At 62.9% G+C, this 23,964-nt stretch carries 22 protein-coding genes and 1 other RNA gene; 14 read left to right on the forward strand and 9 right to left on the reverse strand.

All coding sequences use genetic code 11. The features are described from left to right. Window positions 1-13: 13 nt before the first annotated feature. The 6 genes from AC0L2U_RS09030 to AC0L2U_RS09055 all read right to left on the reverse strand — a co-directional run bounded on the left by AC0L2U_RS09030 (window position 14) and on the right by AC0L2U_RS09055 (window position 8,499). Window positions 14-1,645: an ABC transporter ATP-binding protein gene (locus AC0L2U_RS09030; protein WP_127807990.1), complete on the reverse strand. Its 1,632-nt coding sequence runs from the start codon at window positions 1,643-1,645 to the stop codon at window positions 14-16. Continuing rightward, window positions 1,642-2,787 (reverse strand): ABC transporter permease, encoded by a 1,146-nt coding sequence (locus AC0L2U_RS09035; protein ID WP_473601758.1) that lies wholly within the window; start codon window positions 2,785-2,787, stop codon window positions 1,642-1,644. The genes AC0L2U_RS09030 and AC0L2U_RS09035 overlap by 4 nt, the downstream gene beginning before the upstream one ends. Continuing rightward, window positions 2,787-3,884, reverse strand: coding sequence for a microcin C ABC transporter permease YejB (locus AC0L2U_RS09040; protein ID WP_127321004.1), 1,098 nt, complete (start codon window positions 3,882-3,884; stop codon window positions 2,787-2,789). The genes AC0L2U_RS09035 and AC0L2U_RS09040 overlap by 1 nt, the downstream gene beginning before the upstream one ends. 30 nt (window positions 3,885-3,914) lie before the next feature. After that, entirely contained in the window at window positions 3,915-5,783 is a 1,869-nt protein-coding gene (locus tag AC0L2U_RS09045) for an extracellular solute-binding protein (protein ID WP_128362710.1), read from the reverse strand. Then, window positions 5,783-7,660, reverse strand: coding sequence for an extracellular solute-binding protein (locus AC0L2U_RS09050; protein ID WP_473601759.1), 1,878 nt, complete (start codon window positions 7,658-7,660; stop codon window positions 5,783-5,785). Before AC0L2U_RS09050 ends, AC0L2U_RS09045 begins: the two co-directional genes overlap by 1 nt. A 155-nt stretch (window positions 7,661-7,815) precedes the next feature. Continuing rightward, window positions 7,816-8,499, reverse strand: a complete 684-nt coding sequence (locus AC0L2U_RS09055) for a c-type cytochrome (protein ID WP_127807985.1) — start codon at window positions 8,497-8,499, stop codon at window positions 7,816-7,818. Between the two features lie 193 nt (window positions 8,500-8,692). Here AC0L2U_RS09055 and AC0L2U_RS09060 point away from each other — a divergent pair, with 193 nt between their 5' ends. Then, window positions 8,693-9,421 (forward strand): 3-deoxy-manno-octulosonate cytidylyltransferase, encoded by a 729-nt coding sequence (locus AC0L2U_RS09060; RefSeq protein WP_292659621.1) that lies wholly within the window; start codon window positions 8,693-8,695, stop codon window positions 9,419-9,421. A gap of 9 nt (window positions 9,422-9,430) precedes the next feature. Beyond that, window positions 9,431-10,294: a prephenate dehydratase gene (locus tag AC0L2U_RS09065; RefSeq protein WP_473601760.1), complete on the forward strand. Its 864-nt coding sequence runs from the start codon at window positions 9,431-9,433 to the stop codon at window positions 10,292-10,294. A 76-nt stretch (window positions 10,295-10,370) separates the two neighbouring features. Here AC0L2U_RS09065 and AC0L2U_RS09070 read toward each other — a convergent pair whose 3' ends face one another. From AC0L2U_RS09070 to AC0L2U_RS09080, 3 genes are read right to left on the reverse strand one after another with little or no spacing between them, the layout of a single operon-like run. Continuing rightward, the gene (locus AC0L2U_RS09070; RefSeq protein ID WP_473601761.1) at window positions 10,371-10,676 is read right to left on the reverse strand and encodes a Dabb family protein; all 306 of its coding nucleotides are present in this window, start codon (window positions 10,674-10,676) and stop codon (window positions 10,371-10,373) included. A gap of 37 nt (window positions 10,677-10,713) precedes the next feature. Continuing rightward, the gene (gene nudC / locus AC0L2U_RS09075) at window positions 10,714-11,658 is read right to left on the reverse strand and encodes an NAD(+) diphosphatase (protein WP_128362713.1); all 945 of its coding nucleotides are present in this window, start codon (window positions 11,656-11,658) and stop codon (window positions 10,714-10,716) included. A gap of 41 nt (window positions 11,659-11,699) precedes the next feature. Continuing rightward, window positions 11,700-12,119, reverse strand: coding sequence for an HIT domain-containing protein (locus AC0L2U_RS09080; protein ID WP_127807981.1), 420 nt, complete (start codon window positions 12,117-12,119; stop codon window positions 11,700-11,702). Between the two features lie 169 nt (window positions 12,120-12,288). Between AC0L2U_RS09080 and ffs the strand changes: the two genes are divergently transcribed. The 12 genes from ffs (at window position 12,289) to AC0L2U_RS09140 (ending at window position 23,962) form a co-directional block, all read left to right on the forward strand. Further along, an RNA gene (ffs, locus tag AC0L2U_RS09085) (signal recognition particle sRNA small type) lies at window positions 12,289-12,385 on the forward strand. A 105-nt stretch (window positions 12,386-12,490) separates the two neighbouring features. Further along, a complete protein-coding gene (locus AC0L2U_RS09090; protein ID WP_473601762.1) occupies window positions 12,491-14,302 on the forward strand; it encodes a DNA polymerase III subunit gamma/tau in 1,812 nt (603 codons plus the stop codon). A 30-nt stretch (window positions 14,303-14,332) separates the two neighbouring features. After that, a complete protein-coding gene (locus tag AC0L2U_RS09095) occupies window positions 14,333-14,656 on the forward strand; it encodes a YbaB/EbfC family nucleoid-associated protein (protein WP_013527931.1) in 324 nt (107 codons plus the stop codon). Between the two features lie 27 nt (window positions 14,657-14,683). Next, window positions 14,684-15,091: a hypothetical protein gene (locus AC0L2U_RS09100; protein ID WP_128287557.1), complete on the forward strand. Its 408-nt coding sequence runs from the start codon at window positions 14,684-14,686 to the stop codon at window positions 15,089-15,091. Between the two features lie 135 nt (window positions 15,092-15,226). Beyond that, a complete protein-coding gene (locus AC0L2U_RS09105) occupies window positions 15,227-16,159 on the forward strand; it encodes a cell wall hydrolase (RefSeq protein ID WP_128287548.1) in 933 nt (310 codons plus the stop codon). Between the two features lie 113 nt (window positions 16,160-16,272). After that, window positions 16,273-16,878: a recombination mediator RecR gene (recR, locus tag AC0L2U_RS09110; RefSeq protein WP_027039603.1), complete on the forward strand. Its 606-nt coding sequence runs from the start codon at window positions 16,273-16,275 to the stop codon at window positions 16,876-16,878. Between the two features lie 26 nt (window positions 16,879-16,904). Next, the gene (locus AC0L2U_RS09115; RefSeq protein WP_127326257.1) at window positions 16,905-18,164 is read left to right on the forward strand and encodes a lytic murein transglycosylase; all 1,260 of its coding nucleotides are present in this window, start codon (window positions 16,905-16,907) and stop codon (window positions 18,162-18,164) included. A 261-nt stretch (window positions 18,165-18,425) separates the two neighbouring features. Further along, complete coding sequence (locus AC0L2U_RS09120; RefSeq protein ID WP_473601764.1) at window positions 18,426-20,069, forward strand: ABC transporter substrate-binding protein; 1,644 nt, start codon at window positions 18,426-18,428, stop codon at window positions 20,067-20,069. Window positions 20,070-20,087: 18 nt separating this feature from the next. Then, entirely contained in the window at window positions 20,088-21,155 is a 1,068-nt protein-coding gene (locus tag AC0L2U_RS09125) for an ABC transporter permease (protein WP_292139281.1), read from the forward strand. Window positions 21,156-21,447: 292 nt separating this feature from the next. After that, the gene (gene nikC / locus AC0L2U_RS09130) at window positions 21,448-22,374 is read left to right on the forward strand and encodes a nickel transporter permease (RefSeq protein WP_127326259.1); all 927 of its coding nucleotides are present in this window, start codon (window positions 21,448-21,450) and stop codon (window positions 22,372-22,374) included. Then, window positions 22,371-23,216: an ABC transporter ATP-binding protein gene (locus tag AC0L2U_RS09135; RefSeq protein ID WP_127807977.1), complete on the forward strand. Its 846-nt coding sequence runs from the start codon at window positions 22,371-22,373 to the stop codon at window positions 23,214-23,216. Before nikC ends, AC0L2U_RS09135 begins: the two co-directional genes overlap by 4 nt. After that, window positions 23,213-23,962, forward strand: a complete 750-nt coding sequence (locus AC0L2U_RS09140) for an ABC transporter ATP-binding protein (RefSeq protein WP_027161778.1) — start codon at window positions 23,213-23,215, stop codon at window positions 23,960-23,962. Before AC0L2U_RS09135 ends, AC0L2U_RS09140 begins: the two co-directional genes overlap by 4 nt. Window positions 23,963-23,964: the final 2 nt, after the last annotated feature.

The raw sequence follows: 23,964 nt of genomic DNA on the forward strand, positions 1-23,964 counted from the left end.
CTCTCTACGCAAATCACTCGCTGACGATGCCGACCGGTGCCGTCTCGATCTTGAAGGCGGCCGAGATCAGCGCCCGAGTATAGTCGGTTTGCGGATTTTCAAAAATCTGCTGGGAAGGACCAGCTTCGACGATCCGGCCATTGCGCATGACGATGACGTCGTTGGCGAGCGCCCGGATGACTTTCAAATCATGGCTGATGAAGAGATAGGCGAGGTCGTGCTTGGCCTGCAGGCTGCGCAGCAGATCGACGACCTGCGCCTGCACGCTCATGTCGAGTGCCGATGTCGGCTCGTCCAGCATGACGAAGCGCGGGTTGAGCACCATGGCGCGTGCGATGGCAACGCGCTGGCGCTGGCCGCCGGAAAACTCGTGCGGATAGCGGTTGCGTGTCGCCGGATCGAGCCCGACCTCCTTCAGCACGGCGGCCACCTTGTCGTCGCGCTCGTCGGGCGACAGCTTCGGCTCGTGGATCTTGAGGCCTTCTTCGATGATCTCTGCGATCGACATGCGCGGGCTGAGCGAGCCGAACGGATCCTGGAAGACGATCTGCAATTCGCGCCTGAGCGGCCGCATGGCGTTGAAAGTCAGCTGGTTGATGTCGCGACCGTTGAACTGGATCGTTCCGGTCGACGAGATCATTCTTGCCAGCGCCAGGCCGAGCGTCGTCTTGCCGGAGCCGGATTCGCCGACCACGCCAAGCGTCTGGCCGGCGCGCACGGTGACATCGATGCCGTCGACCGCCTTCACATTGTCGACGGTGCGGCGGAAGAAGCCCTGCTTGATCGGGAACCAGACCTTTACGTCCTTGCCGGTCATGACAGGCTTGGCATCGGCATTGGCGGCCGGCGGCTTGCCCTTCGGCTCGGCCGCCAGCAGATGCCGCGTATAGGCATGCTGCGGATTGGCGAAGATCTCCTTGGTCGGCCCTGTCTCGACGATCTTGCCCTTGGTCATCACGCAGACACGGTCGGCGATCTTGCGCACGATGCCGAGATCATGGGTGATGAACAGCATCGACATGCCCTTGCGGCTCTTCAAGCCTGCCAGCAGTTCGAGGATCTGCGCCTGCACGGTGACGTCGAGCGCCGTCGTCGGCTCGTCGGCGATCAGAAGTTCGGGCTCGTTGGCCAGCGCCATGGCGATCATCACGCGCTGGCGCTGGCCGCCGGACAACTGGTGTGGATAGGCATCGAGGCGCTTGTGCGGATCGCGGATGCCGACCTCGTTGAGCAAGGCCAGCGTGCGCTCCTTGGCCGGGCGGTCGGCCATGCCCTGGTGCAGCTTCAGGATCTCGACGATCTGCTGCTCGATCGTGTGCAGCGGATTGAGCGAAGTCATCGGCTCCTGGAAGATCATGGTGATCTTGTTGCCGCGCACCTGCCGCAACTGCTTCTCGTTCATCGCCAGCAGGTCGGCGCCCTGGAACAGGATCTTTCCCGAGGGATGGCTGGCGCTTGGATAAGGCAACAGCTTCAGCACCGAAAGCGCCGAGACCGATTTGCCGGAACCGGATTCGCCGACCAGCGCCACCGTCTCGCCCTTGGCGATGTCGAACGAGATGTGGTCGACCGCCGTCGACTGGCCGCCGCCCTGGCTGAAGGCGACGCTGAGGTCCTGTACGCTGAGCAAGGGGGCTTCGCTCATCTGAACGTCTTGCGCGGATCGAAGGCGTCGCGCGTCGCCTCGCCGACGAAGACCAGCAGCGACAGCATCAGCGAGATGACGACGAAGCCGGAAATGCCGAGCCACGGCGCATTGAGGTTCCGCTGCGCCTGCTTGAGCAGTTCGCCGAGCGAGGCGGAGCCGGGCGGCAGGCCAAAGCCGAGGTAGTCGAGCGAGGTCAGCGTCGAGATCGAGCCTGAGAGCAGGAAGGGCATGAAGGTCAATGTCGCCACCATGGCGTTGGGCAGCAGGTGCCGGAACATGATGGTGCGGTTGGGCACGCCGAGCGCCCGGGCCGCGTTGACATATTCGAAATTGCGGGCGCGCAGGAACTCGGCCCGCACCACGCCGACGAGCGCCACCCACGAGAACAGCAGCATCAGGCCGAGCAGGATGAAGAAGCCCGGCGGCAGGATGGCGGCGACGATGAGCAGGAGATAGAGCACCGGAATGGCGGACCAGATTTCGATGAAACGCTGGAACAAGAGATCCGTCCAGCCGCCGAAATAGCCTTGCACGGCGCCGGCCGCGACGCCGATCAAGGCCGAGCCGGCGGTCAGGATCAGGCCGAACAGCACCGAAATGCGGAAGCCGTAGATGACGCGTGCCAGCACGTCGCGCGCCTGGTCGTCGGTGCCGAGCCAATTCCAGTTGCCGACCATGCAGGCCGGGTCGGCGGCACCCTGCGGATACTGGTTGCAGCGCTTCGTGGCGTCATACTGCCACGACGGCCTGGCCGGTGCTGCTTCCGGAATGGCGTTGTTGACGGTCTGATAGGAGTAGCGCACCGGTGGCCAGATCATCCAGCCATTGGCGTTGATCTCGTCCTGGATGACCGGGTCGCGATAATCCGTGACGGCATAGAAACCGCCGAATTTTTCCTCGGGGTAGGCGACCAGCACCGGAAACAGGATCTCGCCCTTGTAGGAGGCGATGATCGGCTTGTCGTTGGCGATGAACTCGGAAAACAGCGACAGCACGAACAGGACGAGGAAGATCCACAGCGACCAGTAGCCGCGCCGGTTGGCTCTGAAGTTCTGCAGGCGCCGCTTGTTGAGCGGCGACAGAAACGGCCGCTTGATCCGCGCGGGTGCCGCGTCCACGGGGACTGTAGTCTCCGACATCAGACGTCTCTCCGCTCGAAATCGATGCGCGGATCGACCCAGGTGTAGAGCAGGTCGGACAAGAGACCGACGAACAGCCCCAGCAGCGAGAAGATGTAAAGATTGGCGAACACCACGGGGTAGTCGCGCTCGACCACCGACCGGAAGCCGAGCAGGCCGAGGCCATCGAGGGAGAAGATGTTCTCGATCAGCAGCGAGCCGGTGAAGAAGGCCGAGATGAAGGCGCCAGGAAAGCCGGCGATGACGATCAGCATGGCGTTGCGGAAGACATGGCCGTAGAGCACCTGCCGTTCCGACAGACCCTTGGCCCGCGCCGTCACAACATACTGTTTGCGGATTTCTTCGAGGAACGAGTTCTTGGTCAGCAGCGTCGTGGTGGCGAAGGCCGACAGCACCAGCGCGGTCAGCGGCAAGGTCATGTGCCAGAAATAGTCGACGATCTTTCCCCACCAGGACAATTGATCCCAATTGTCCGAGGTGAGGCCGCGCAACGGAAACCAGTCCCAGAAAGACCCGCCGGCAAACAGCACCATCAGCATGATGCCGAACAGGAAGCCCGGAATGGCATAGCCGACAATGACGACGCCGCTGGTCCAGACGTCGAAGGGAGTGCCGTCCTTGACCGCCTTGCGGATGCCGAGCGGGATCGAGATCAGGTAGGACAAAAGCGTGATCCACAGCCCGATCGAGATCGACACCGGCATCTTCTCCAGGATCAGGTCGAGCACCGAAATGTCGCGGAAATAGCTGTCGCCGAAATCGAAGCGGGCATAGTTCCACAGCATCATGCCGAAGCGCTCGAGCGGCGGCTTGTCGAAGCCGAACTGCTTTTCCAGCTTCTTGATGAATTCCGGATCGAGCCCCTGCGCCCCGCGATATTTCGAACTGACGTCACCGGCGACATCCAGGTTGCCCCCAGCACCCGCGTCGCCGCCACCGCCGCCGAGGCGGTCGCTGCCGCCCTGATTGGTCAGCCGGGCGATGACCTGTTCGACCGGACCGCCGGGGGCGAACTGGATGACGGCGAAGGATATCGCCATGATGCCGAACAGCGTCGGGATCATCAAAAGGATGCGGCGCAGGATATAGGCGCCCATCAGGCCTTCTGCCCTCGTTGAGCGAACATCTCAGCCTTTGCCAATTCTTGCCGCCTTGCCCTTATCGAACCACCACAGCGTCTCGACCGGAAAGCCGAAATCGGGCTTCTGTTCGACAAAGCCGAACATGTCCCAATAGGCGACGCGGTGATTCGCCAGATAGTATGTTGGAATCCAGTCCAGCCGCGCGCGCAAGACCCGGTCGAGCGCTCTGAGCGCCGTGACGAGTTCTATACGGTCTTTCGCCTTGCCGGCTGCCGCGATCAGGGCGTCGATGGCCTTGCTTTCCGTGCCCGGATAGTTGCGCTGCCCCGGGATTTTCGCCATTCGGGAATCATAGAGCATCTGCAGGCTGTCGTCAGTCGGCGTCGCCCCGATCGACCAATGCAGCAAGGCAAGATCGAAGTCGTAATTGCTGTGCCGCTGCTCATACTGCGCCGAATCGATTTGCCGGATCGATGCGTCGATCCCGATCGCCTTCATATTCTCGGACCACGGGGTGTAGATGCGAACGATGCCGTCGTCCTCCGCCAGCATTTCGACCCGCAGCCGCTCACCCTTGTCGTTGACGACAAAACTGCCATCGCGCTTCCAGCCGGCCTGCGCAAGCAATCTCGAAGCCTCGCCCAGCAGCTTGCGGTCATGGCCCGAACCGTCGGAAAGGGGCTGCGTCACCGCTTCACCGAAAACCTCTGGCGGCAATTCGGCCCGGAACGGCTCCAGCAGGGCCAATTCCTCAGGCGAGGGCAGGCCTTCGGCCTTGTAATCCGACCGTTCGAAGTTCGATTGAGAACGCTCGTAGGAGCCGTAAAACAGCGCCCGCTTCATCCATTCGAAATCGAAGCACCTGGCGATCGCCCGCCGCACCCGCTCATCGCGGAATTGCGGACGACGCTGGTTCAGTGCGACGCTCTGCATGTCCGGCGTCTTCTCACCGGGAAATTCCCGTTTGACGACCTTGCCGTCCTTCAGCGCCGGAAAGTCGTATCCGGTCGCCCATACCCGCGAGGTGAATTCCTCGCGGAAATGCGTGTCGCCTTTCTTGAAGGCTTCGAACGCCGCCTGCCGGTCAAGATAGAAGTCGATGCGGATGCGGTCGAAATTGTAGAGGCCGCGGTTCACTGGCAGATCGCGGCCCCAATAGTCGGCCACGCGGTCATATTCGACAGTCTGTCCGGCCGCCACGCGTCCAATCTTGTAGGGACCCGAGCCAAGCGGCGGTGTCATGGTCGAGGCATCGAAATCATTGGCCGTATAAAAGGCCTTGGAGACGATCGGCATCCCCACGATCGCCAGGATGTTTTGCGCTGACTGTTCGCCGTTGAAAGTGAGGTTGACGGTGGCGGGATCGACCGCAACCGCGTCGGTCATGTACCGCAACGCCTGGGAAAGGTTCGGATGGCCCTTGTCCTTATAAAGCTTCAGCGCGAAGACAACGTCGTCCGCGGTCAGCGGCGAGCCGTCATGAAAACGCGCTTGCGGTCGCAGGGCGAAGCGGAAACCGTTGCGGTCTGGCGACAGGGTAACGGTTTCGGCGAGCAGGCCGTAGGCCGCATCCGGCTCATCGAGCGCGCTTGTCATCAGGGAATCGAAACAGAGTTCGGCGCGCGGCGGAGCCTCTCCCTTCAACACCAGGAAATTCAGGGTGTTGAAGGTCAGGAAGCTCTGATTGAGGGTCGAGTTCGGCGGCGCGAAATTCATCTGGCCGCCCTTTGGGGCGTCAGGATTGACGTAGTCGAAATGCGCGAAATCGGGTTTGTATTTGAGGTCGCCGAAGGCCGACAGGCCGTGCAGCTTGGTGCCGGTCGCAGTGTCGGCGAAGGCCTTGCCGGGCAGCAAGGCGGCGGCTGCCGCGGCACTGCCCAGGGCCAGGAAGTCGCGGCGGGGAAGGGCCGCCATCAATTGCCACCCTTGTACTTGGCCGCCAGCGCCTTCTCCTTGTCCGGGTCGATCCACCAGGAATCGATGTCGGCTCCGGCATAGGCAGGCTGCTTGTCGGGGAATTTGAACTTGTCCCAATAGGCCAGCCACACCGCCGACCGGTAATATTGGGGAACCACGTAGAAGTTCCACAGCAGGATGCGGTCGAGCGCATGGGTGGCGGCGACGAGATCGTCGCGATCGGTCGCGAAGATAATGCGATCGACCAGCGCGTCGACGGTCGGGTCCTTGATGCCCATCAGATTGCGCGAACCGGGCGAGTCGGCAGCTTTCGAGCTCCAGAAGTCGCGCTGCTCGTTGCCCGGCGATTCCGACTGCTGCAGCATCCCGGTAACGACATCGAAATCGAAATTGTTGACGCGGTTGATGTACTGCGTCTGGTCGATGATGCGCAAAGTGGCGTCGACGCCGATCTTGCGCAGATTGGCGATGTAGGGGCTGGCGATGACCTGGTCGGTGTCGTTCCAGCCGAGGATTTCAAACTTGAACGGCGCGCCGGTCTTGGCATTGACCATCTTGCCGCCCTTGATCACCCAGCCCGCCTTGGCGAAGAGATCGACCGCCTGTTTCAGGTACTTCCGTTCCGCCTGCGGTGAATCATAAACCGGCAGCTTGAATTCCTGGGTGAAAAGTTCGGGCGGCAGCTTGTCTCGGTATTTTTCCAGGATTTCCAGTTCCTTGCCCTGCGGCAACCCGTTCGAGGCCAGTTCGGTGCCTTGGAAATAGCTCGACGTGCGGGTGTTGAAGCCGAAGAACAGTGTGCGGTTCATGCTCTCGAAATCGAACGGAATGGTCAGCGCTTCACGCACCAGCCGGTCCTGGAACAGCGGCCGCCGCTGGTTGAGGACGAAGCCCTGCATCGGTTCCGGCGCCTGGGTCTGGAAATCCTTCTTGATGACATCGCCGGCTTGGAATGCCGGGAAATTGTAAGCCGTCGCCCATTTGCGCGAACTGTATTCGCGGTTGATGTCTTCCAGCCCACCCTTGGTGAAGGCGAGCCAGGCAGCGTTGTCGTCCAGGATATAGGTGTAGCGTCGGGTGTCGAAATTCTCACGGCCGATCTTCACCGGCAGCTTGGCCGCCCAATAGTCCGGCACACGCTGCCAGATGATTTCCGAACCCGGCTTGAAGCTGGCGATCTTGTAGGCGGCCGAACCGAGCGGAATTTCCAGCGTCGGCTTGGTTACGTCTCGCTTCTTGCCGTTGGCATCGGTGCCTTCCCACCAATGTTTCGGCAGCACGGCAAGGTCGCCGATGATCTTGGGCAGTTCGCGATTGCCCTTCTGGTTGAAATGGAACTCCACCTCGCGATCCGAAATCGCCACCGCATCGGTGACATTTTCAAAATAGCGGCTGTATTGCGGGCTGTTGGCCTTGAGCACATGAAACGACCAGATCACGTCATCGACGGTGATCGGCTGGCCGTCATGCCATTTGGCGCGCGGATCGAGCCGGTAGGTCGCGGAGGAATAATCATCAGGATATTTGTAGGCATCGGCGATCAGCGGATGGCTGGTGCTGCCTTCGTCGGTCGCCTGCTCCATGAGCGTGTCGTAGAGCACGCCGCCGCCGAACCCGACCAGGCCCGCGGCCGGTGATCCCTGGACGATGTAGGGGTTGAAGCTGTCGAATGTGCCTGGCACCACCGAATTCAGCGTGCCGCCCTTGGGCGCGTTCGGGTTGACGTAGTCGTAGTGCTGGAAATTGGCGCCGTATTTGGACTCGCCGATCAGCGATGAGGTGGTGCGCCATTCGTCGGCGCGGGCACCCTGCAAGCCCGCCGCCAGAAGGGCTGCCGCCAGCAACGACTTGAGAAGCGTTCGGCCAACCGTCATGCACTATCCTCTTCGCAATGCCCGTTCATGGCAATCTAGATGATTTGGCGCTCGTGAAAACCGCCATGCGCGGCTTTGTCGCCGCCTATGCGGTTTTCCCAACAAAAAAGCCGGGCTGAACCCGGCTTTTTCAAGGTCGTCGAGATGATATCTGGCTATTGGGCAGGCGCCGGTGCCGGTGCGGCCGGAGCCGGGGCGGCGGGAGCGGCCGGCGCGGCACCCTCAGCCGGCTTTGCCGGAGCGGCTGCATCGGCAGGCTTGGCGGGCGCGCCTGCATCGGCGGCGGCACCCGGTGCCGGCAGCGGCTTGGGATTGTCCGACAGCGTGCGCAGATAGGCGATAACGTTGGCGCGGTCTTCTTCCTTCGGCAGGCCGGCAAAGCCCATCGCTGTGCCTTTCACGTCCTTCTTGGGCGACGTGATGAAGTGGTTGAGGTTATCGTAGGTCCACTTCTCTGTGCCGCCCTTGGAATATTCCTTCATCCCCGCCGAATATGCGAAGCCCTCGTGAGAGGCGACCGGACGGTCGACGATGTCCCACAGGTCGGGGCCGACTTTGTTCGGACCGCCTTTTTCGCCGGAATGGCAGGCCTGGCACTTCTTGAAGATGGCAGCGCCTTGTTCGACACTTGCGTTGGCCAAAAGATCTGCGATCGGCTTTTCGGCTGCTGCAGGAGCGGCCGGGCCGCCCTCGGCGGGCTCGGCGGCCTCGATGGCGAAACCGGGCTTTTCCGGCGCCGGCGAGGCAAACAGCGCGTCCGACACAATGCCGACCGAGAAGACGACGAAAACGGTTCCGAGCAATCCGGCGAGCAGTTTGTTGACTTCGTTGGAATCCATACGCCCCTTGCTCCCTTTTCCGGCGGACAGAACCGTCCACTCCGTCCGTCGGTATCGTGACCCGTCCTGCCAGGGCGGTCAAATCGGGCGGAAACTAGGTCTTTTGCTGCGGCGTTGCAACACCTATAAGGGCGCTTCCAGTGAGACCTTTTGCCACTTTCCCTGTCCTCTTTCGAGACGCCTTGCACCCGAAATGTCCACGCTGATCCTGATCCCGGCCCGCATGGCTTCGACCCGCCTGCCGGGCAAGCCGCTGGCCGACATCGCAGGCGCCCCGATGATCGTCCATGTCGCCCGCCGTGCCGCCGAAGCCGGCCTTGGACGGGTGGTGGTGGCGACCGACACCCAAAGCGTGGCGCAGGCGGTGCGCGCGCACGGTTTCGAGGCCGTGATGACGCGCATGGATCACGAATCCGGCTCCGACCGCATCCACGAGGCGCTGATCGCGCTCGACCCCGGGCGCAAGGTCGAAACCGTCGTCAATGTACAAGGCGACCTGCCGACGATCGATCCCCAGATCATCGCCGCGTCGCTCAGGCCTTTCGAGGACAGTGCGGTGGACATCGCCACGCTCGGCGTCGAGATCGTCCGTGACGAGGAAAAGGCCAATCCCAATGTCGTCAAGATCGTTGGCTCGCCGCTTTCCGGCAGCAGGCTGAGGGCGCTCTATTTCACCCGTGCCACGGCGCCTTGGGGCGAGGGGCCGCTCTACCATCATGTCGGCCTCTACGCCTATCGCCGCGAAGCACTCGAGCGTTTCGTCGCGCTGAAGCCGTCGCCGCTCGAACGGCGCGAGCGACTGGAGCAGTTGCGGGCGCTGGAAGCCGGCATGCGCATCGACGCCGAGATCGTCCAGTCGCTGCCGCTCGGCGTCGACACGCCGGAAGACCTCGAACGCGCCAGACAGATCCTTTCAACCTGAGATATCGGCATGCCTGAAAAGACCAACAGAATATCCTTCCAGGGCGAGCCGGGCGCCAATTCCGACACCGCCAGCCGCAACATGTTCCCTTCGATGGAGCCGTTGCCCTGCCCGACCTTCGAGGATGCGTTCAGCGCGGTCGAGACCGGCAAGGCCGACCTCGCCATGATCCCGATCGAGAACACCATTGCCGGGCGCGTCGCCGATATCCATCATCTCCTGCCGGAATCGAAGCTGCACATCATCGGCGAATATTTCCTGCCCATCCATTTCCAGCTGATGGTGCTGCCGGGCGTCAAGCGCGACGAGATCAAGACGGTGCACAGCCACATCCACGCGCTTGGCCAGTGCCGCAAATACATCCGCAAGAACGGCTGGAAGGCGATCGTCGCCGGCGACACGGCTGGCGCCGCCAAGATGGTCTCCGAGGTCAAGGACCGCACCATGGCGGCGCTGTCGCCGGCCCTGGCAGCGACCCTCTACGGGCTCGATATCATCGAGCAAAATGTCGAGGACACCGACTCAAACGTCACCCGCTTTGTCGTCCTGACCAAGAACAAGCAATGGGCCGAGCGCCCTTCGCCCGACGTCAAGATGATGACGACCTTCATCTTCCGCGTCCGCAACGTGCCGGCCGCGCTCTACAAGGCGATGGGCGGCTTCGCCACCAACGGCATCAACATGACCAAGCTGGAGAGCTACCAGCTGGGCGCTTTCACGGCGACGCTGTTTTACGCCGACATTGAGGGCCATCCCGACGACCCGCTGGTCAAGCTGGCGCTGGACGAGCTTCGTTTCTTCTCGCGCGAAGTGCGGATTCTGGGCGTCTATCCGGCCAGTGAGTCGCGTGAGCAGTGGAAGGTGGCGGACTGATCGCTACTGGGCATGATCTCCGGACAAACGAACCGTTTGTCCTAGAAAACCGGTTTCCACTTTTCGGGACCATCCCCTAGATCACCGCGCCTAGCGGCACATAGTCGATCTCCATGAAGGTCTCGACCTCCGGCACCCAGCGGTCGCGCACGAAGGCGACATGGTCGGGATGGTCGTTGTACCTGTTGTAGGCGGCCTGGTTGGCGAACTCCATCGAGAAGCCGAAACGATAGTCGTTCTTGGGGCTGATCTGCCGCAATTGCTCGAAATGCGTAACGCCTCTGATCGCGGTGAGGATTTTCTTGGCGTCGACCAGGAACCGCTTTTCCTCCAGCGAATGCGGCGGATGCTTCAGCGTGAAAACGACGGTGTGACGGATCATGTCCTGCTCCTGCAATGTCTTTCGGTGTTCGCTGCCATCATTCCGAGTCGACCCAAGCGCGGATAAGGTGATGCGCAATGGCGCCTTTCGGCGGCGTGACCAGATTGTCCTTGTGCGTCCTTTCCAGCATCAGGCGCACCTCGTCGCGAAAAAACCAGCGGCAGTCCTCAAGCTCGTTGAGATCGGCCTGGATGTCGTCGTTGAGCGGCTCGCCGAAGCAGCCGATCATCAGCGAATAGGGAAACGGCCAGGGCTGGCTGGCGTGGTAGACGACGCGGCCAAGCCGGATGCCGGCCTCTTCCAGCGTCTCGCGGCGCACCGCCGCCTCGATCGTCTCGCCCGGCTCGATGAAGCCGGCAAGGGCCGAGTACATGCCCGGCGCGAAATGCCGGCCGCGCCCGAGCAGGCACTTCTCCCGCGTTGCCGTCAGCATGATCGCCACCGGGTCGGTGCGCGGAAAATGCTCGGTGCCGCAATTCGGGCAATGGCGCTTGTAGCCGCCCGCCCGCATCTGCGATTCTGTACCGCATTTGCTGCAGAAGCGATGGCTGGCATGCCAGGCAAGCAGGGCCGCCCCTTGCGCCATCGCGCCAGCCGCCGCCTCGTCGATCAGCCCTTGCATGTAGACCGAGCGGTAGTCGATGGCCTTGACTGTTTCCGGAAGCTGTTCGGGTTCGACGCCGGCGGGCACGGCCAGCACCGGTCCTCGTTCGGAAAAGCCGAGCAGGATGCCTTGCGCCAGGGAAACCTTGAAGGGCTCGCTCTCGGTGGCGCCGAACCAGGGATCGAGAGCGCCGCCATCGCCGAGCTTCAGATAGAGCCGGCCGCCATGCATCAGAAGCAGCCGCGTCGCCGGATCGGCCAGCGCCTTGTCGACCGAGTCGTCGGCCCGGTTCTCGGACTGCCGGTCGATCGTGTTGCCGGCGAAGCCGACGAACTGGCTCGGCTCGCGCAAAGGCGCGTCAAACAGGCGGAAGCTCATGGGGACTCTGGAATATGTTGAGGGATGGACACTGGGAACGCTTATAGCGCCGCCTTGATCGTTTCGGCAAACCGTCGCAAGTCGGAACGTTGATAGGGCTCTCGCAGGCCATGTCCCCACACAGGGCCTGGCCAGCCGGGATCGCCTTCCGAACGCGCGATGACATGGATGTGCAGCTGGCGCACGATGTTGCCGAGCGCGCCGGTGTTGATCTTGGCGCAGCCGGTCGCCTTCTTCAGCGCCTGCGCCACCATATTGGTCTCGAAGGTCAGCATCGCCTGGTCGAGCGGCGTCATGTCATGGATTTCCTCCGCGCCGGGCCGCTGCGGCACCAGCAGCAGCCATGGCCAGCGGCGGTCGTTCATCACCCGCAATTCGCACAGCCCAAGCCACATCAACTGTTCGCTGTCCGCCTCCAGCCGTGCGTCCAGCGTAAATCCGGCCTCCAGGCCCGGCAACATCGGCGTTTCCCTTGCTTTTCTTGGTTTGCTCAACACATGAAGGCTAGAGCGGCGGCAAGGGGGCTGCAAGCGAATCATTGCGCCCTCACGGTTTGGTGCGCCGATTCGACATTTAACGATTTCTTCGGCGGACTTGCATTTCGTCGCGCAATTGCCGATATGGAAAGCGGGAGGTTGGTGGTGGACGATCCACTCGCCAACCGGGTCAGGTCCGGAAGGAAGCAGCCCTAACGAGCCCGGAACGGGTCATTGTTCCAGCCTCCCACCTCATCGGCCCCTCTCGCGACATTGACGACGCATTGCAGCGCGGGCGAGACTATGCGCAGGAATCGGCCGCCTTCGGGCGCGGCCATTTGGAGCTTTACGGGCGTATGAGCGAAGCCGGAAATTCGGGACCAAAAAGCCTGGAGATAGGCAAGGCCGCCGCCTATCGCGTGCTGGCGCGCAAGTACCGTCCTTCGAATTTTTCCGGGTTGGTCGGCCAGGAGCCGATGGTGCGCACCCTCACCAACGCCTTTGCCACCGGCCGCATCGCCCAGGCCTGGATGCTGACCGGCGTGCGCGGCGTCGGCAAGACCACGACGGCGCGCATACTCGCGCGGGCCCTGAATTATAAAACCGCCGATATCGACCAGCCTTCGGTCGACCTCGCCGTCCTCGGCGAACATTGCCAGGCGATCATGGAAGGCCGCCATGTCGACGTCATCGAGATGGACGCCGCCTCGCACACCGGCATCGACGACATCAGGGATATCATCGAGCGCGTGCGCTATGCGCCGGTCTCGGCCCGCTACAAGGTCTACATCATCGACGAAGTGCACATGCTGTCGACGCAGGCCTTCAACGGCCTGCTGAAGACGCTGGAAGAGCCGCCGCCGCACGTCAAATTCATCTTCGCCACCACCGAAATCCGCAAGGTCCCGATCACCGTCCTGTCGCGCTGCCAGCGCTTCGACCTGAGGCGCATCGACGCCGGCGCGCTGGTCGCGCATCTGTCCTCGATCTCGGCCCAGGAAGGCATTTCTGTCGACGACGACGCGCTGGCGATGATCGCGCGCGCCGCCGAAGGCTCGGCCCGTGATTCGCTTTCCATCCTCGACCAGGCGATTGCCCATGGCGCCGGCTCTGTCGGCGCCGATGCGGTTCGGGCGATGCTCGGGCTCGCCGACCGCGCCCGCATCGTCGACCTGTTCGAACATGTGATGAAGGGCGATGTGGCGGCAGCCCTTGGCGAATTCCGTGCGCAATATGACACCGGCGCCGATCCAGCCGCCGTGCTGACCGATCTTGCCGAATTCAACCATCTCGTCACCCGGCTGCGTTTCGTGCCGACGGCCATCGAGGATGCCTCGCTATCTGAGGACGAGCGGCAGCGCGGCGCCGATTTCGCCAGGACGCTGTCGGTCAGGGTGCTGTCGCGGACATGGCAGATGCTGCTCAAGGGCATTCCCGAAGTGCAGTCCTCCAACCGGCCGGTGAGTGCCGCCGAAATGGTGCTGATCCGGCTGGCGCATGCCGCCGATCTGCCGACGCTGGACGAGGCGCTGAGATCGCTCGAGGGCGCTGCGCCCATGCAGAATGGCGCGCCGCGCCCGAATGGGACGCCGGCAAGTTCCGGCAATGGCGGTGGTGCCGGCGCGGTGGCGCAGACGCGCATGCCATCCGGATCGGGCGGGGCACAGAGCATGCGGCTGGTCGAGGCCTCGCCTGCTCCCATTGCCTACGTCGCTCCGCCGGAGCCTGCCATGGAATCGGCGCCGCTGAAATCGCTGGCCGACATCATTGCCCTGGCCGATGCGCAACGCGACATCGCCTTCAAGGTGCTGGTCAAGAGCTGCATCCGGTTCGTGCGTATCGAGCCCGGCCGCATCGACGTCGGCCTGACCAGCGATGCGCCCAAGATGCTGCTCAACGACCTGACGACGAAGCTTCGCGCCTGGACCGGCCGCAGCTGGCTGGTCTCGCTGTCAAAGGAAGAGGGCGGCCAGACGCTCGCCGAAATGGAATCGGCCAAACGCGAGACGGCATTTCTCGATGCCAAGAGCGATCCCACCGTGGCCGCCATCCTGGCGCGCTTTCCCGGTGCCAAGATCATCGACGTGCGCATTCCAGACGCGCCGGAAGCCGAAACGACAGAGGCTGAAGTGCCGGTAGAGCCGCCGGCTGACGACGATGAAACCTGATCCAGCCACGAATCCGCAAAGGACCCGACCATGAAAGATCTTCTCGGCCTGATGGGCAAGGCGAAGGAAATGCAGGCCAAGTTCCAGGCCATGCAGGACGAGATCGCCACGCTGGAAGCGTCCGGCCAGGCCGGCGGCGGCCTGGTCAATGTGACGCTGACCGGAAAATTCGAGATGAAGTCGCTGAAGATCGATCCGTCTCTGTTCAAGGAAGACGATGTCGAAATCCTGGAAGACCTGGTGCTGGCCGCTCACAACGACGCCAAGACCAAGGTCGAGCAGATCATGCAGGAAAAGACCAAGGCGCTGACCGCAGGTCTGCCGATCCCGCCGGGAATGAAACTGCCCTTCTAGCATTCGGCGCGCGCGCCCATGATCGCCATGACCGAAGAGCCCTCCGAAAGACTGATCGAGCAGCGTATCCGCAACAGGATCTACGAGATCCTGGAAATCCTGGCCGATTGTGACGACGGCGTCGATCTCGTCGGCATCAAGGGTTATTTCTATCTGTTCGAGGATTTCGTCCATCGCCCGTCGATCGAAGCCGGCACATCGGCGCTTTCAAAGGACGAGCGCGCGATCGTGCTGGAGATCGCCGAATTCCTGGAGGCGGCAAGCGAGACAAATCCGGACTTCACCAAGGCTGAGTTCATAGACAGCGACTGGCCGGCAAAGATCGCGCCGACGGCCAGGGAGGCGCGGACGCTGTTCCTCCGGCGCGGCCTGTTTTCGGAGAAGGTCGAGGAGCTTGAGCCCGGCCAGCCGGCGGCCATTACAGTGGGGCACTAATTCACTTTTAGGCCATGCAGCTGTACCAATTTGGCAACAGAGCCTCATCAATAACGTTTTGGCCATCATTTTGCCCGAAAGTGTCTCATTCTTGCCGCAGCCTGGGGGCGGGCATGGAAGTGAGAGGGTTACCTGTTGATTGCCACGCGATGGAAGACGCCGCTGTTGCTCTGCGCCGTCATTTCACCCCTGTTTTTGGCTGCCTGCAGCCAGACCACGTCACACGGCATGTCCGTCGCCAGCCTGACCGACGCCATCACGCCGGGTTTCCTCAGCTCACGGGCCTACAGCCACACGCCGAAGGACAAGGAATGCCTGGAACGGGCGATGTTCTTTGAATCCAACCGATCGAGCCGCGACGGCATGATCGCGGTCGGCACGGTGGTGATGAACCGGCTGCGCTCCGGCAAGCACGGCAGCACCATCTGCCAGGTGGTGGGCGAGCGCGGGCAGTTCGCCCCCGGCGTCATGACAAGGCCGATGAATTCACGCGCAATGCCCGATGTCGAAGAGGCTGCCGAGGCGGTGCTCAAGGGTGAGCGCAAGGCCAAGCTCAAGAACACCATGTTCTTCCACACCGCCGGCTTACGCTTCCCCTACAAGAACATGCACTACACCATGGTTGCCGGCGGCAATGCCTTCTACGAGAAGCGCGGCCGCAACTGGCAGCCGCTGCCGGACGAGCCGCAGGTCGCCATTGCCTCGGCGGCGCCGCAGAAGCCAGCGGAGCCGGTGACGATGGTCGCGTCCGCCGAGCCGGTGCGTCCGGCCAAGCCGGCGACCGTCCGGTCCGTCCCTGCCCAGCAGACCTATTTGACCGCGGCCGCCGCGCCGACCGCGAAATCCGCGCGTGTCTCGGCGGAGCCGACGGTGGTGGCGATGCAGGAGCCGATGGAGGAACCGGATGCCGCCCGTTTTGGCGGAACCTTGAACACAAGGACAAGGGTCATCTCCTCGGTCGAGGAAGCGCCGCAAGAGGCGTCTATGGGATTCCAGTCGACGCCTGAGAACACCGACGCTGTCGGCGCGATGATCGTCAGCCAGGGCCGGCCGCTCGAAACCAACTGATCTGCTCTCCATGGTCCCCATAGGCCCTGCCCATTTTGGTCCGCCAAGGCCAATATGGCGGTCATGCGTATGCGGATGTTCCAAAGCGCTCTGAAAAATCCTAGATCAGAGCGATGTCGAAGCGAATCGCCGGTCCCGAGATCGAACGTCTGATCCAGCTCCTGGCCAAGGTGCCGGGGCTGGGTCCCCGGTCGGCCAGGCGTGCGGCCCTTCATCTGATCAAGAAGAAGGAGCAGCTTTTGTCGCCGCTGGCCGCCGCCATGGCCGAAGCGGCCGACAAGGTGCGCATCTGCTCGACCTGCGGCAATGTCGACACATCGGACCCTTGCATGATCTGCACCGACCCGCGCCGTGACGCCGGCACCATCATCGTCGTCGAGGACGTCTCCGACCTGTGGGCGCTGGAGCGCGCGGCGGCGATGAATGTGCGCTACCACGTACTCGGCGGCACGCTGTCGCCGCTCGACGGCATCGGCCCCGACCAGCTCAACATGCGCTCGCTGGTCGACCGCGTCGCCGGTGGCGAGGTCAAGGAGATCATCCTCGCCGTCAATGCGACGGTGGAGGGCCAGACGACCGCGCATTACCTCACCGATCAGCTGTCCGGCTTCGACATCAAGGTGACACGGCTCGCGCATGGCGTGCCGGTCGGCGGCGAACTCGACTATCTCGACGAGGGCACGCTGGCCGCGGCGCTGCGCTCGCGGACGGCGTTTTGACGCAATTGGCGGGGATGCTTGCTGAGATGACTGCCGCAGAACACAACCTTCGCAATGTCATCTCTGCATTTCTTCTGGCCGCGCTGGCCAGTCTCTTCATTTCCGCTCCCGCCTCCGCCGCAAAGATCGACGACCAGTTCCGCGCCTGGCTGCAGAACGACCTTTGGCCGCAAGCAAGGGCGAAAGGCATTTCCAAAACCACCTTCGATGCCGCCTTTGACGGCATCAAGCCCAATCTGAAGCTGCCGGACTTGGTCAAGCCGGGCGATAAGGCGACCACGCCGCGGAAGCAGCATCAGGCCGAATTCGGCTCACCCGGCGCCTATTTCGCCGAGAAGACCGTTCGCGCGGTGACGGCGGGCGGGCGGGCGCGCGAAGCCACCAATGCCAGGACACTTGCATCAATCGAAAAGCGCTACGGCGTGCCGGGCGAAGTGCTGCTGGCGATCTGGGGCCGCGAGACCGGATTCGGCGCGGCAAAAATACCCTACGACGCCTTCGAGGTGCTGGGCACCAAGGCGTTCATGTCGACCAGGAAGGACTTCTTCCGCACCGAGTTGCTTGCTGCACTCGAGATCGTCGAGCGCGGGCTGGCTCCGGTCGGCGCGATGAAATCGTCCTGGGCCGGAGCGCTCGGCCAGCCGCAATTCATGCCGACCTCGTTCCTGAAACATGCCGTCGATTTCGACGGCGACGGCCGCGCCGACATCTGGAACTCGACGCCGGACGTGCTGGCCTCGATCGCCAATTATCTCGTCCATTACGGTTGGGTAAAGGGCCGTGGCTGGGGTTTCGAGGTGACGGTGCCGGAAAGCGTTTCCTGTTCGCTGGAAGGCCCGGACCAGGGCAAGAAAATCTCGCAATGGGCTGATATGGGCATCAAGCGCGTTGGCGGCAAACCGTTTCCGGCAAGTGAGCTGAAGGCCGAGGGTTTTCTGTTGATGCCGGCAGGGCGCAGCGGCCCGGCCTTTATCGCGACACCCAATTTCTACGTGCTGAAGCAATACAACACCAGCGACCTCTACGCGCTGTTCATCGGCCACGGCGCCGACCGCATCGCCCATGGCGATGGCAATTTCGCCGGCAGCTGGGGCGCGGTTGGCGGGCTCCACCGTTCGGACATCGCCGCTCTGCAACGCGCGCTGGAAGCCCAGGGCTATGATGTCGGCAGCGCCGATGGCCTGCCCGGCTTCAAGACCCGCCGTTCGATCGGCGCTTGGCAAGCCAAGAACGGCCGCGCCGCCACCTGCTTCCCTGACGCCGGCTTGGTCGCGGCGCTGAAGTAGCCGCGACATTCGCCAGATTTTCCCCGATCGGCAGCCTCTATTGGCTGGCTTATGCGTCGACATCCACCGGCCTTTCTGGCCCATTGAGCCGTCGTATAAATGCTCGTTGCCCGCCACGAGGCCGCCGGATATGGTGTTGACCAACTGGACAAAAACCGCAACGGTAAGAGGTCAGTGGGGCCGTCTCAAGGCCCGAAAAGAATTCCACAACCCTGAGCCGGGAACTCAGGTCAACAAACAACAAAACAGGGAACGATCACGATGATGATGGAAAAGTTTGCTCTACGCTCTCGCTTCCTGCTGGCGGGTGCAGCCATGTCCGCGCTGCTTCTGGCCGGCGCGCCCGCCGGTGCGGTCACGCCCGCCGACACGCTGGTCGAAGGTTTCGCGATCGACGACATCATCTCCATGGATCCGGGCGAGGCGTTCGAGCTGTCGACCGCCGAGGTCACCGGCAACACCTATGATCTGCTTGTCCGTCTCGACCTCAGCGACACCTCCAAGGTCAAGGGCGACCTCGCCGAAAGCTGGACCGTCTCCGATGACGGCCTGACCTACACGTTCAAACTCAAGCCCGGCCTGAAATTCGCTTCCGGCAACCCGATCACCGCGGCCGACGTCGCCTGGTCGTTCGAACGCGCCGTCAAGCTCGACAAGAGCCCGGCCTTCATCATCGGCCAATTCGGCATCAGCGGCGACAACGTCGCCGAGAAGGCCAAGGCGGTCGACGAGACCACCTTCCAGTTCACCGTCGACAAGGCTTATGCCCCGAGCTTCGTCCTGAACTGCCTGTCGGCAACGGTCGCTTCGGTGGTCGACGCCAAGCTGGTCAAGGAACATGTCGCGGCGGTCACGCCGAGCGCCGACTACAAATGGGACAATGATTTCGGCAATGCCTGGCTGAAGACCGGCTATGCCGGCTCCGGCGTCTTCAAGCTGCGCGAATGGCGCGCCAATGAGGCAGTCGTTCTCGAGCGCAACGACAATTACTACGGCGAGAAGGCCAAACTTGCCCGCGTCATCTACCGCAACATGAAGGAAAGCTCGGGCCAGCGCCTGGCGCTCGAAGCCGGCGACATCGACGTTGCCCGCAATCTCGAGCCGAACGATCTCGACGCCATCGCCAAGAATGCTGATCTGACCTCGACCAGCGCGCCGAAGGGCACGGTCTATTACATCAGCCTCAACCAGAAGAATGCCAACCTTGCCAAGCCGGAGGTACGCCAAGCGTTCAAATACCTGGTAGACTACGATGCGCTGAGCTCGACGATCCTCAAGGGCATCGGCGAAATCCACCAGACCTTCCTGCCCAAGGGCGTGCTCGGCGAATTGGATGAGAATCCGTTCAAGCTCGATGTCGCCAAGGCCAAGGAGTTGCTGGCCAAGGCCGGTCTGCCCGACGGCTTCAGCGTAACCATGGACGTACGCACCGGCCAGCCGACGACCGGCATGGCGGAATCGATCCAGCAGACGCTTGGCCAGGCCGGCATCAAGCTCGAGATCATCCCGGGCGACGGCAAGCAGACGCTGACCAAATATCGCGCCCGCAACCACGACATCTATATCGGCCAGTGGGGCCAGGACTATTTCGACCCGAATTCCAACGCCCAGACCTTTGCCTCGAACCCGGACAATTCGGATGCGGGCAAGTCCAAGACGCTCGCCTGGCGCAACGCCTGGGACATTCCGGACCTGACCAAGGAAACGGAAGCAGCACTGCTCGAGAAGGACGCCGGTAAACGCGCTGACATGTACAAGGATCTCGAGAAGAAAATCCTCGACACCAGCCCCTTCGTCGTCATCCACCAGCAGCTGGAAGTGGCCGGCCTGCGCAAGAACCTCAAGGGCTTTGCGCTCGGCCCGAGCTTCGACAGCAATTTCGTCGGGCCGGTGTCCAAGGAATAGTGCTCGCGGACACGCCGCATGAGCACGGTTGAAAAGGAAGTGGCGGCGGGGCGTGGCAGCGCCCGCGCCGTCGCTATTGCGTCATCGCTTGGCCGTTTCCTGGTCATTGCGATCACGACCTATCTTGGTCTGCTCGCAGTCACCTTCTTCATCGGCCGCGTCATTCCGATCGACCCGGTGCTGGCGGTGCTCGGCGACCGGGCGCCGGCCAATGTCGTCGAGCGCACGCGCCGCGAGATGGGCCTCGATCTGCCGTTGATCGAGCAGTTCTACATCTATGTGAAAAATGCCCTGAACGGTAATTTCGGCGTCTCCGTGCTGACCACCAATCCGGTCATGACCGACATTCGCCGGGCGCTTCCGGCAACCACCGAACTGGCGACGCTGGGAACGCTTATCGGGGCGCTGTTCGGCGTGCCGCTCGGCGTGCTGGCGGCGGTCAAGCGCGGCAGCCTCATCGACCAGATCGTGCGCGTCATCGGCCTGATCGGTTATTCCGTGCCGATCTTCTGGCTCGGCCTGCTGGCGCTGGTGCTGTTTTACGCCAAGCTGCAATGGGTTGCCTTCCCGGCGCGGCTCGACGTCGTCTACGAATACACTTTTACGCCGATCACCGGCTTCTATCTCCTCGACTCCGCGATGCAGGGGCAGTGGGACGTGTTTTACGACGCCTTCCGCCACATCATCCTGCCGGCATCGCTGCTCGGCTACTTCTCGCTCGCCTATATCAGCCGCATGACGCGCTCGTTCATGCTCAACGAACTGTCGCAGGAATACATCGTCGCGGCGCGCGCCAAGGGCCTGTCGGAAACCCGCATCATCTGGGGCCACGCGCTGCGCAATGCGGCGGTGCCGATGGTGACGGTGATCGCGCTCTCCTATGCCGGGCTGCTCGAAGGCTCGGTGCTCACCGAAACCGTGTTCTCGTGGCCGGGCATCGGCCTCTACATCACCAACTCGCTGCAGAACGCAGACATGAATGCGGTGCTCGGCGGCACCATCGTCATCGGCTCGGTGTTCATCGCCATCAATCTCCTCTCCGACCTGCTGTATCGGGTGCTCGATCCGAGGACGAAGGTTCAATGAGCAGAGGTATTCCACTTTCGGGCCTAGAGCAGTTCACCGTTTCACGGAAACGGCGACCCGCTCTAACTCCTTATTTTTACGCAATTCCGGACGGAAAACCGTTTCACACTTTTCCTGGAATTGCTGCGGCCAATCACCCCCACTCCGGCCCTTCGGGCCACCTCTCCCCCTGCCCGGGGGAGAGGAAAAGCCGGTCGCACGCCCGGCGCCTTTCATCTCCCCCGTCGAGCGGGGGAGAGGTGGTCTGCGAAGCGGGCCGGAGTGGGGGTCGACAGTACCAAGAGGCATCGTCATGACCGCCTCCGACGCCCGCCCTCTCTCCCGTCGCGACTGGCTGCTCAGCGAGCGGCCGGCCTCGCGCATGCAGGCAAGGCTCGGTCGCGCCTATGTGGCGTGGCGGCGCTTTTCCGCCAACCGTCTGGCCTTTCTCGGCCTGCTCATCATCGTTGCCCTGCTGGTCGTTGCCGCCCTTGCCGGCGTGCTGGCACCTTATTCTCCGACGTTCGGCGACCTGAAGAACGCGCGCCTGCTGGCGCCGAGCGCCGAGCACTGGTTCGGCACCGATGATCTCGGCCGCGATATCCTGTCGCGCATCCTCTACGGCTCGCGCTGGACCCTTTATGTGGTCATCCTGGTCGCCATCATCGCGGCACCGATCGGCCTTCTGGTCGGCACGGTGGCCGGCTATGCCGGCGGCTGGACCGATGCCATCCTGATGCGCATCACGGACATCTTCCTCGCCTTTCCCAAGCTGATCCTGGCGCTGGCCTTTGTCGCAGCACTTGGCCCCGGCATCGAGAATGCGGTGCTGGCCATCGCCATCACCTCATGGCCGCCCTACGCCCGCATCGCGCGGGCAGAGACGCTGACGGTGCGCAATTCCGATTACATCAAGGCGGTGCAGCTGATGGGCGCCTCGCCCTTCCGCATCGTGCTGCGCCATATCATGCCGCTTTGCATTTCGTCCCTGATCGTCAGGGTGACGCTCGACATGGCCGGCATCATCCTGACCGCCGCCGGGCTCGGTTTCCTCGGCCTCGGCGCGCAACCGCCGCTGCCCGAATGGGGCACGATGATCGCGTCGGGTCGCCGCTTCGTGCTCGACCAGTGGTGGGTGGCCGGTGCGCCGGGCTTCGCCATCCTCATCGTCAGCCTCGGCTTCAACCTGCTCGGCGACGGCCTGCGCGACGCGCTCGATCCTCGCAGTGGTGACCAATGAGCAGGGAAACGAAGACGCTTCTCGACGTCGACGACCTGCGCGTCACCTTCCCGACCCGCACCGGTCTAATCGAGGCGGTGCGCGGCGTTTCCTTTTCGCTCGGCCGCGAACGGCTCGGCATCGTCGGCGAGTCGGGCTCGGGAAAATCGCAAACCGGCCGCGCCATCATGGGGCTGACGCCGCCGCAGGCCTGGATATCGGCCAACAAGCTCGCCTTCGACGGCATCGACCTGCTCAGCGTCTCGGCGCGCGAACGTCGGAAGCTGCGCGGCAAACGCATCGCCATGATCCTGCAGGACCCGAAATATTCGCTCGACCCTGTCATGAGCATCGGCCGCCAGATCGTCGAGACCCTGCGCACCCATGAAAAGGTCGGCAAGGCCGAGGCACGCGACCGCGCATTGGCCATGCTGGAGGCGGTGCAGATCCGTGATCCCTCTCGCGTCTTCAACCTGCATCCGCATGAAGTTTCGGGCGGCATGGGCCAGCGCGCCATGATCGCCATGATGCTGATCGCCGGTCCGGAAATGATGATCGCCGACGAGCCGACCTCGGCGCTCGACGTCACCGTGCAGCTTGATGTGCTCGGCATTCTCGACCGGCTGGTCAGTGAGCGCGGCATGGGGCTGATCTTCATCTCGCACGATCTGCGCCTGGTCTCGTCCTTCTGCGACCGCGTCATCGTCATGTATGCCGGCAAGGTGGTAGAGCAGCTCAAGGCGTCCGAACTCGGCCATGCCCAGCATCCCTACACGCGCGGCTTGCTCAATTGCATGCCCAAGATCGGCGCCGACCGCCACCCGCTGCCGGTGCTCGACCGCAAGCCGGAGTGGGCGGTATGACTTCCGCGATTGCCGTCGACAGGCTGGAAGTGATCTTCGACCGTTTTCGCGCACTGAAGGGCGTCAGCCTCGACGTGCAGCCGGGCGAATCCTTCGGCCTGGTCGGTGAATCCGGCTCTGGCAAATCGACGCTGCTGCGGGCCATCGCCGGCCTTGCACCGGTCGCTTCGGGCGGCATCGCCGTCAACGGCAAGACGCTCGGCGCACGCCGCGACAAGGCCTTCTACCGCGAAGTGCAGATGGTCTTCCAGGATCCGTACGGCTCGCTGCACCCGCGCCAGACCGTCGACCGTCTGCTGCAGGAGCCGCTTGCCATCCATGGGTTTGCCGACGGCGAAAAGCGCATCCAGCGGGCGCTCGACGAGGTCGGCCTCGGCAACGGTTTTCGGTTCCGCTATTCGCACCAGCTCTCCGGCGGCCAGCGCCAGCGCGTGGCGATTGCGCGTGCACTCATTCTCGAACCGTCGATCCTGCTGCTCGACGAGCCGACCTCGGCGCTCGATGCCTCGGTGCAGGCGGAAGTGCTCAACCTGTTGGAAGAGGTACGCAAGCGGCGCAAGCTGACCTTCCTGATGGTCAGCCACGACCTCGCCATCATCACCCATATGTGCGAGCGGCTGATGGTGATGCAAAGCGGCGAGGCGGTGGAGAATCTGGCGGCGGCTGAACTTGTCGAACGCCGCGTGACCAAGGATTATACGCGCAATCTTTTGCGGGCCAGCGATGGGTTTGTGAGAACCGCCTGAAT

Source organism: Mesorhizobium sp. WSM4808 (assembly GCF_055811675.1).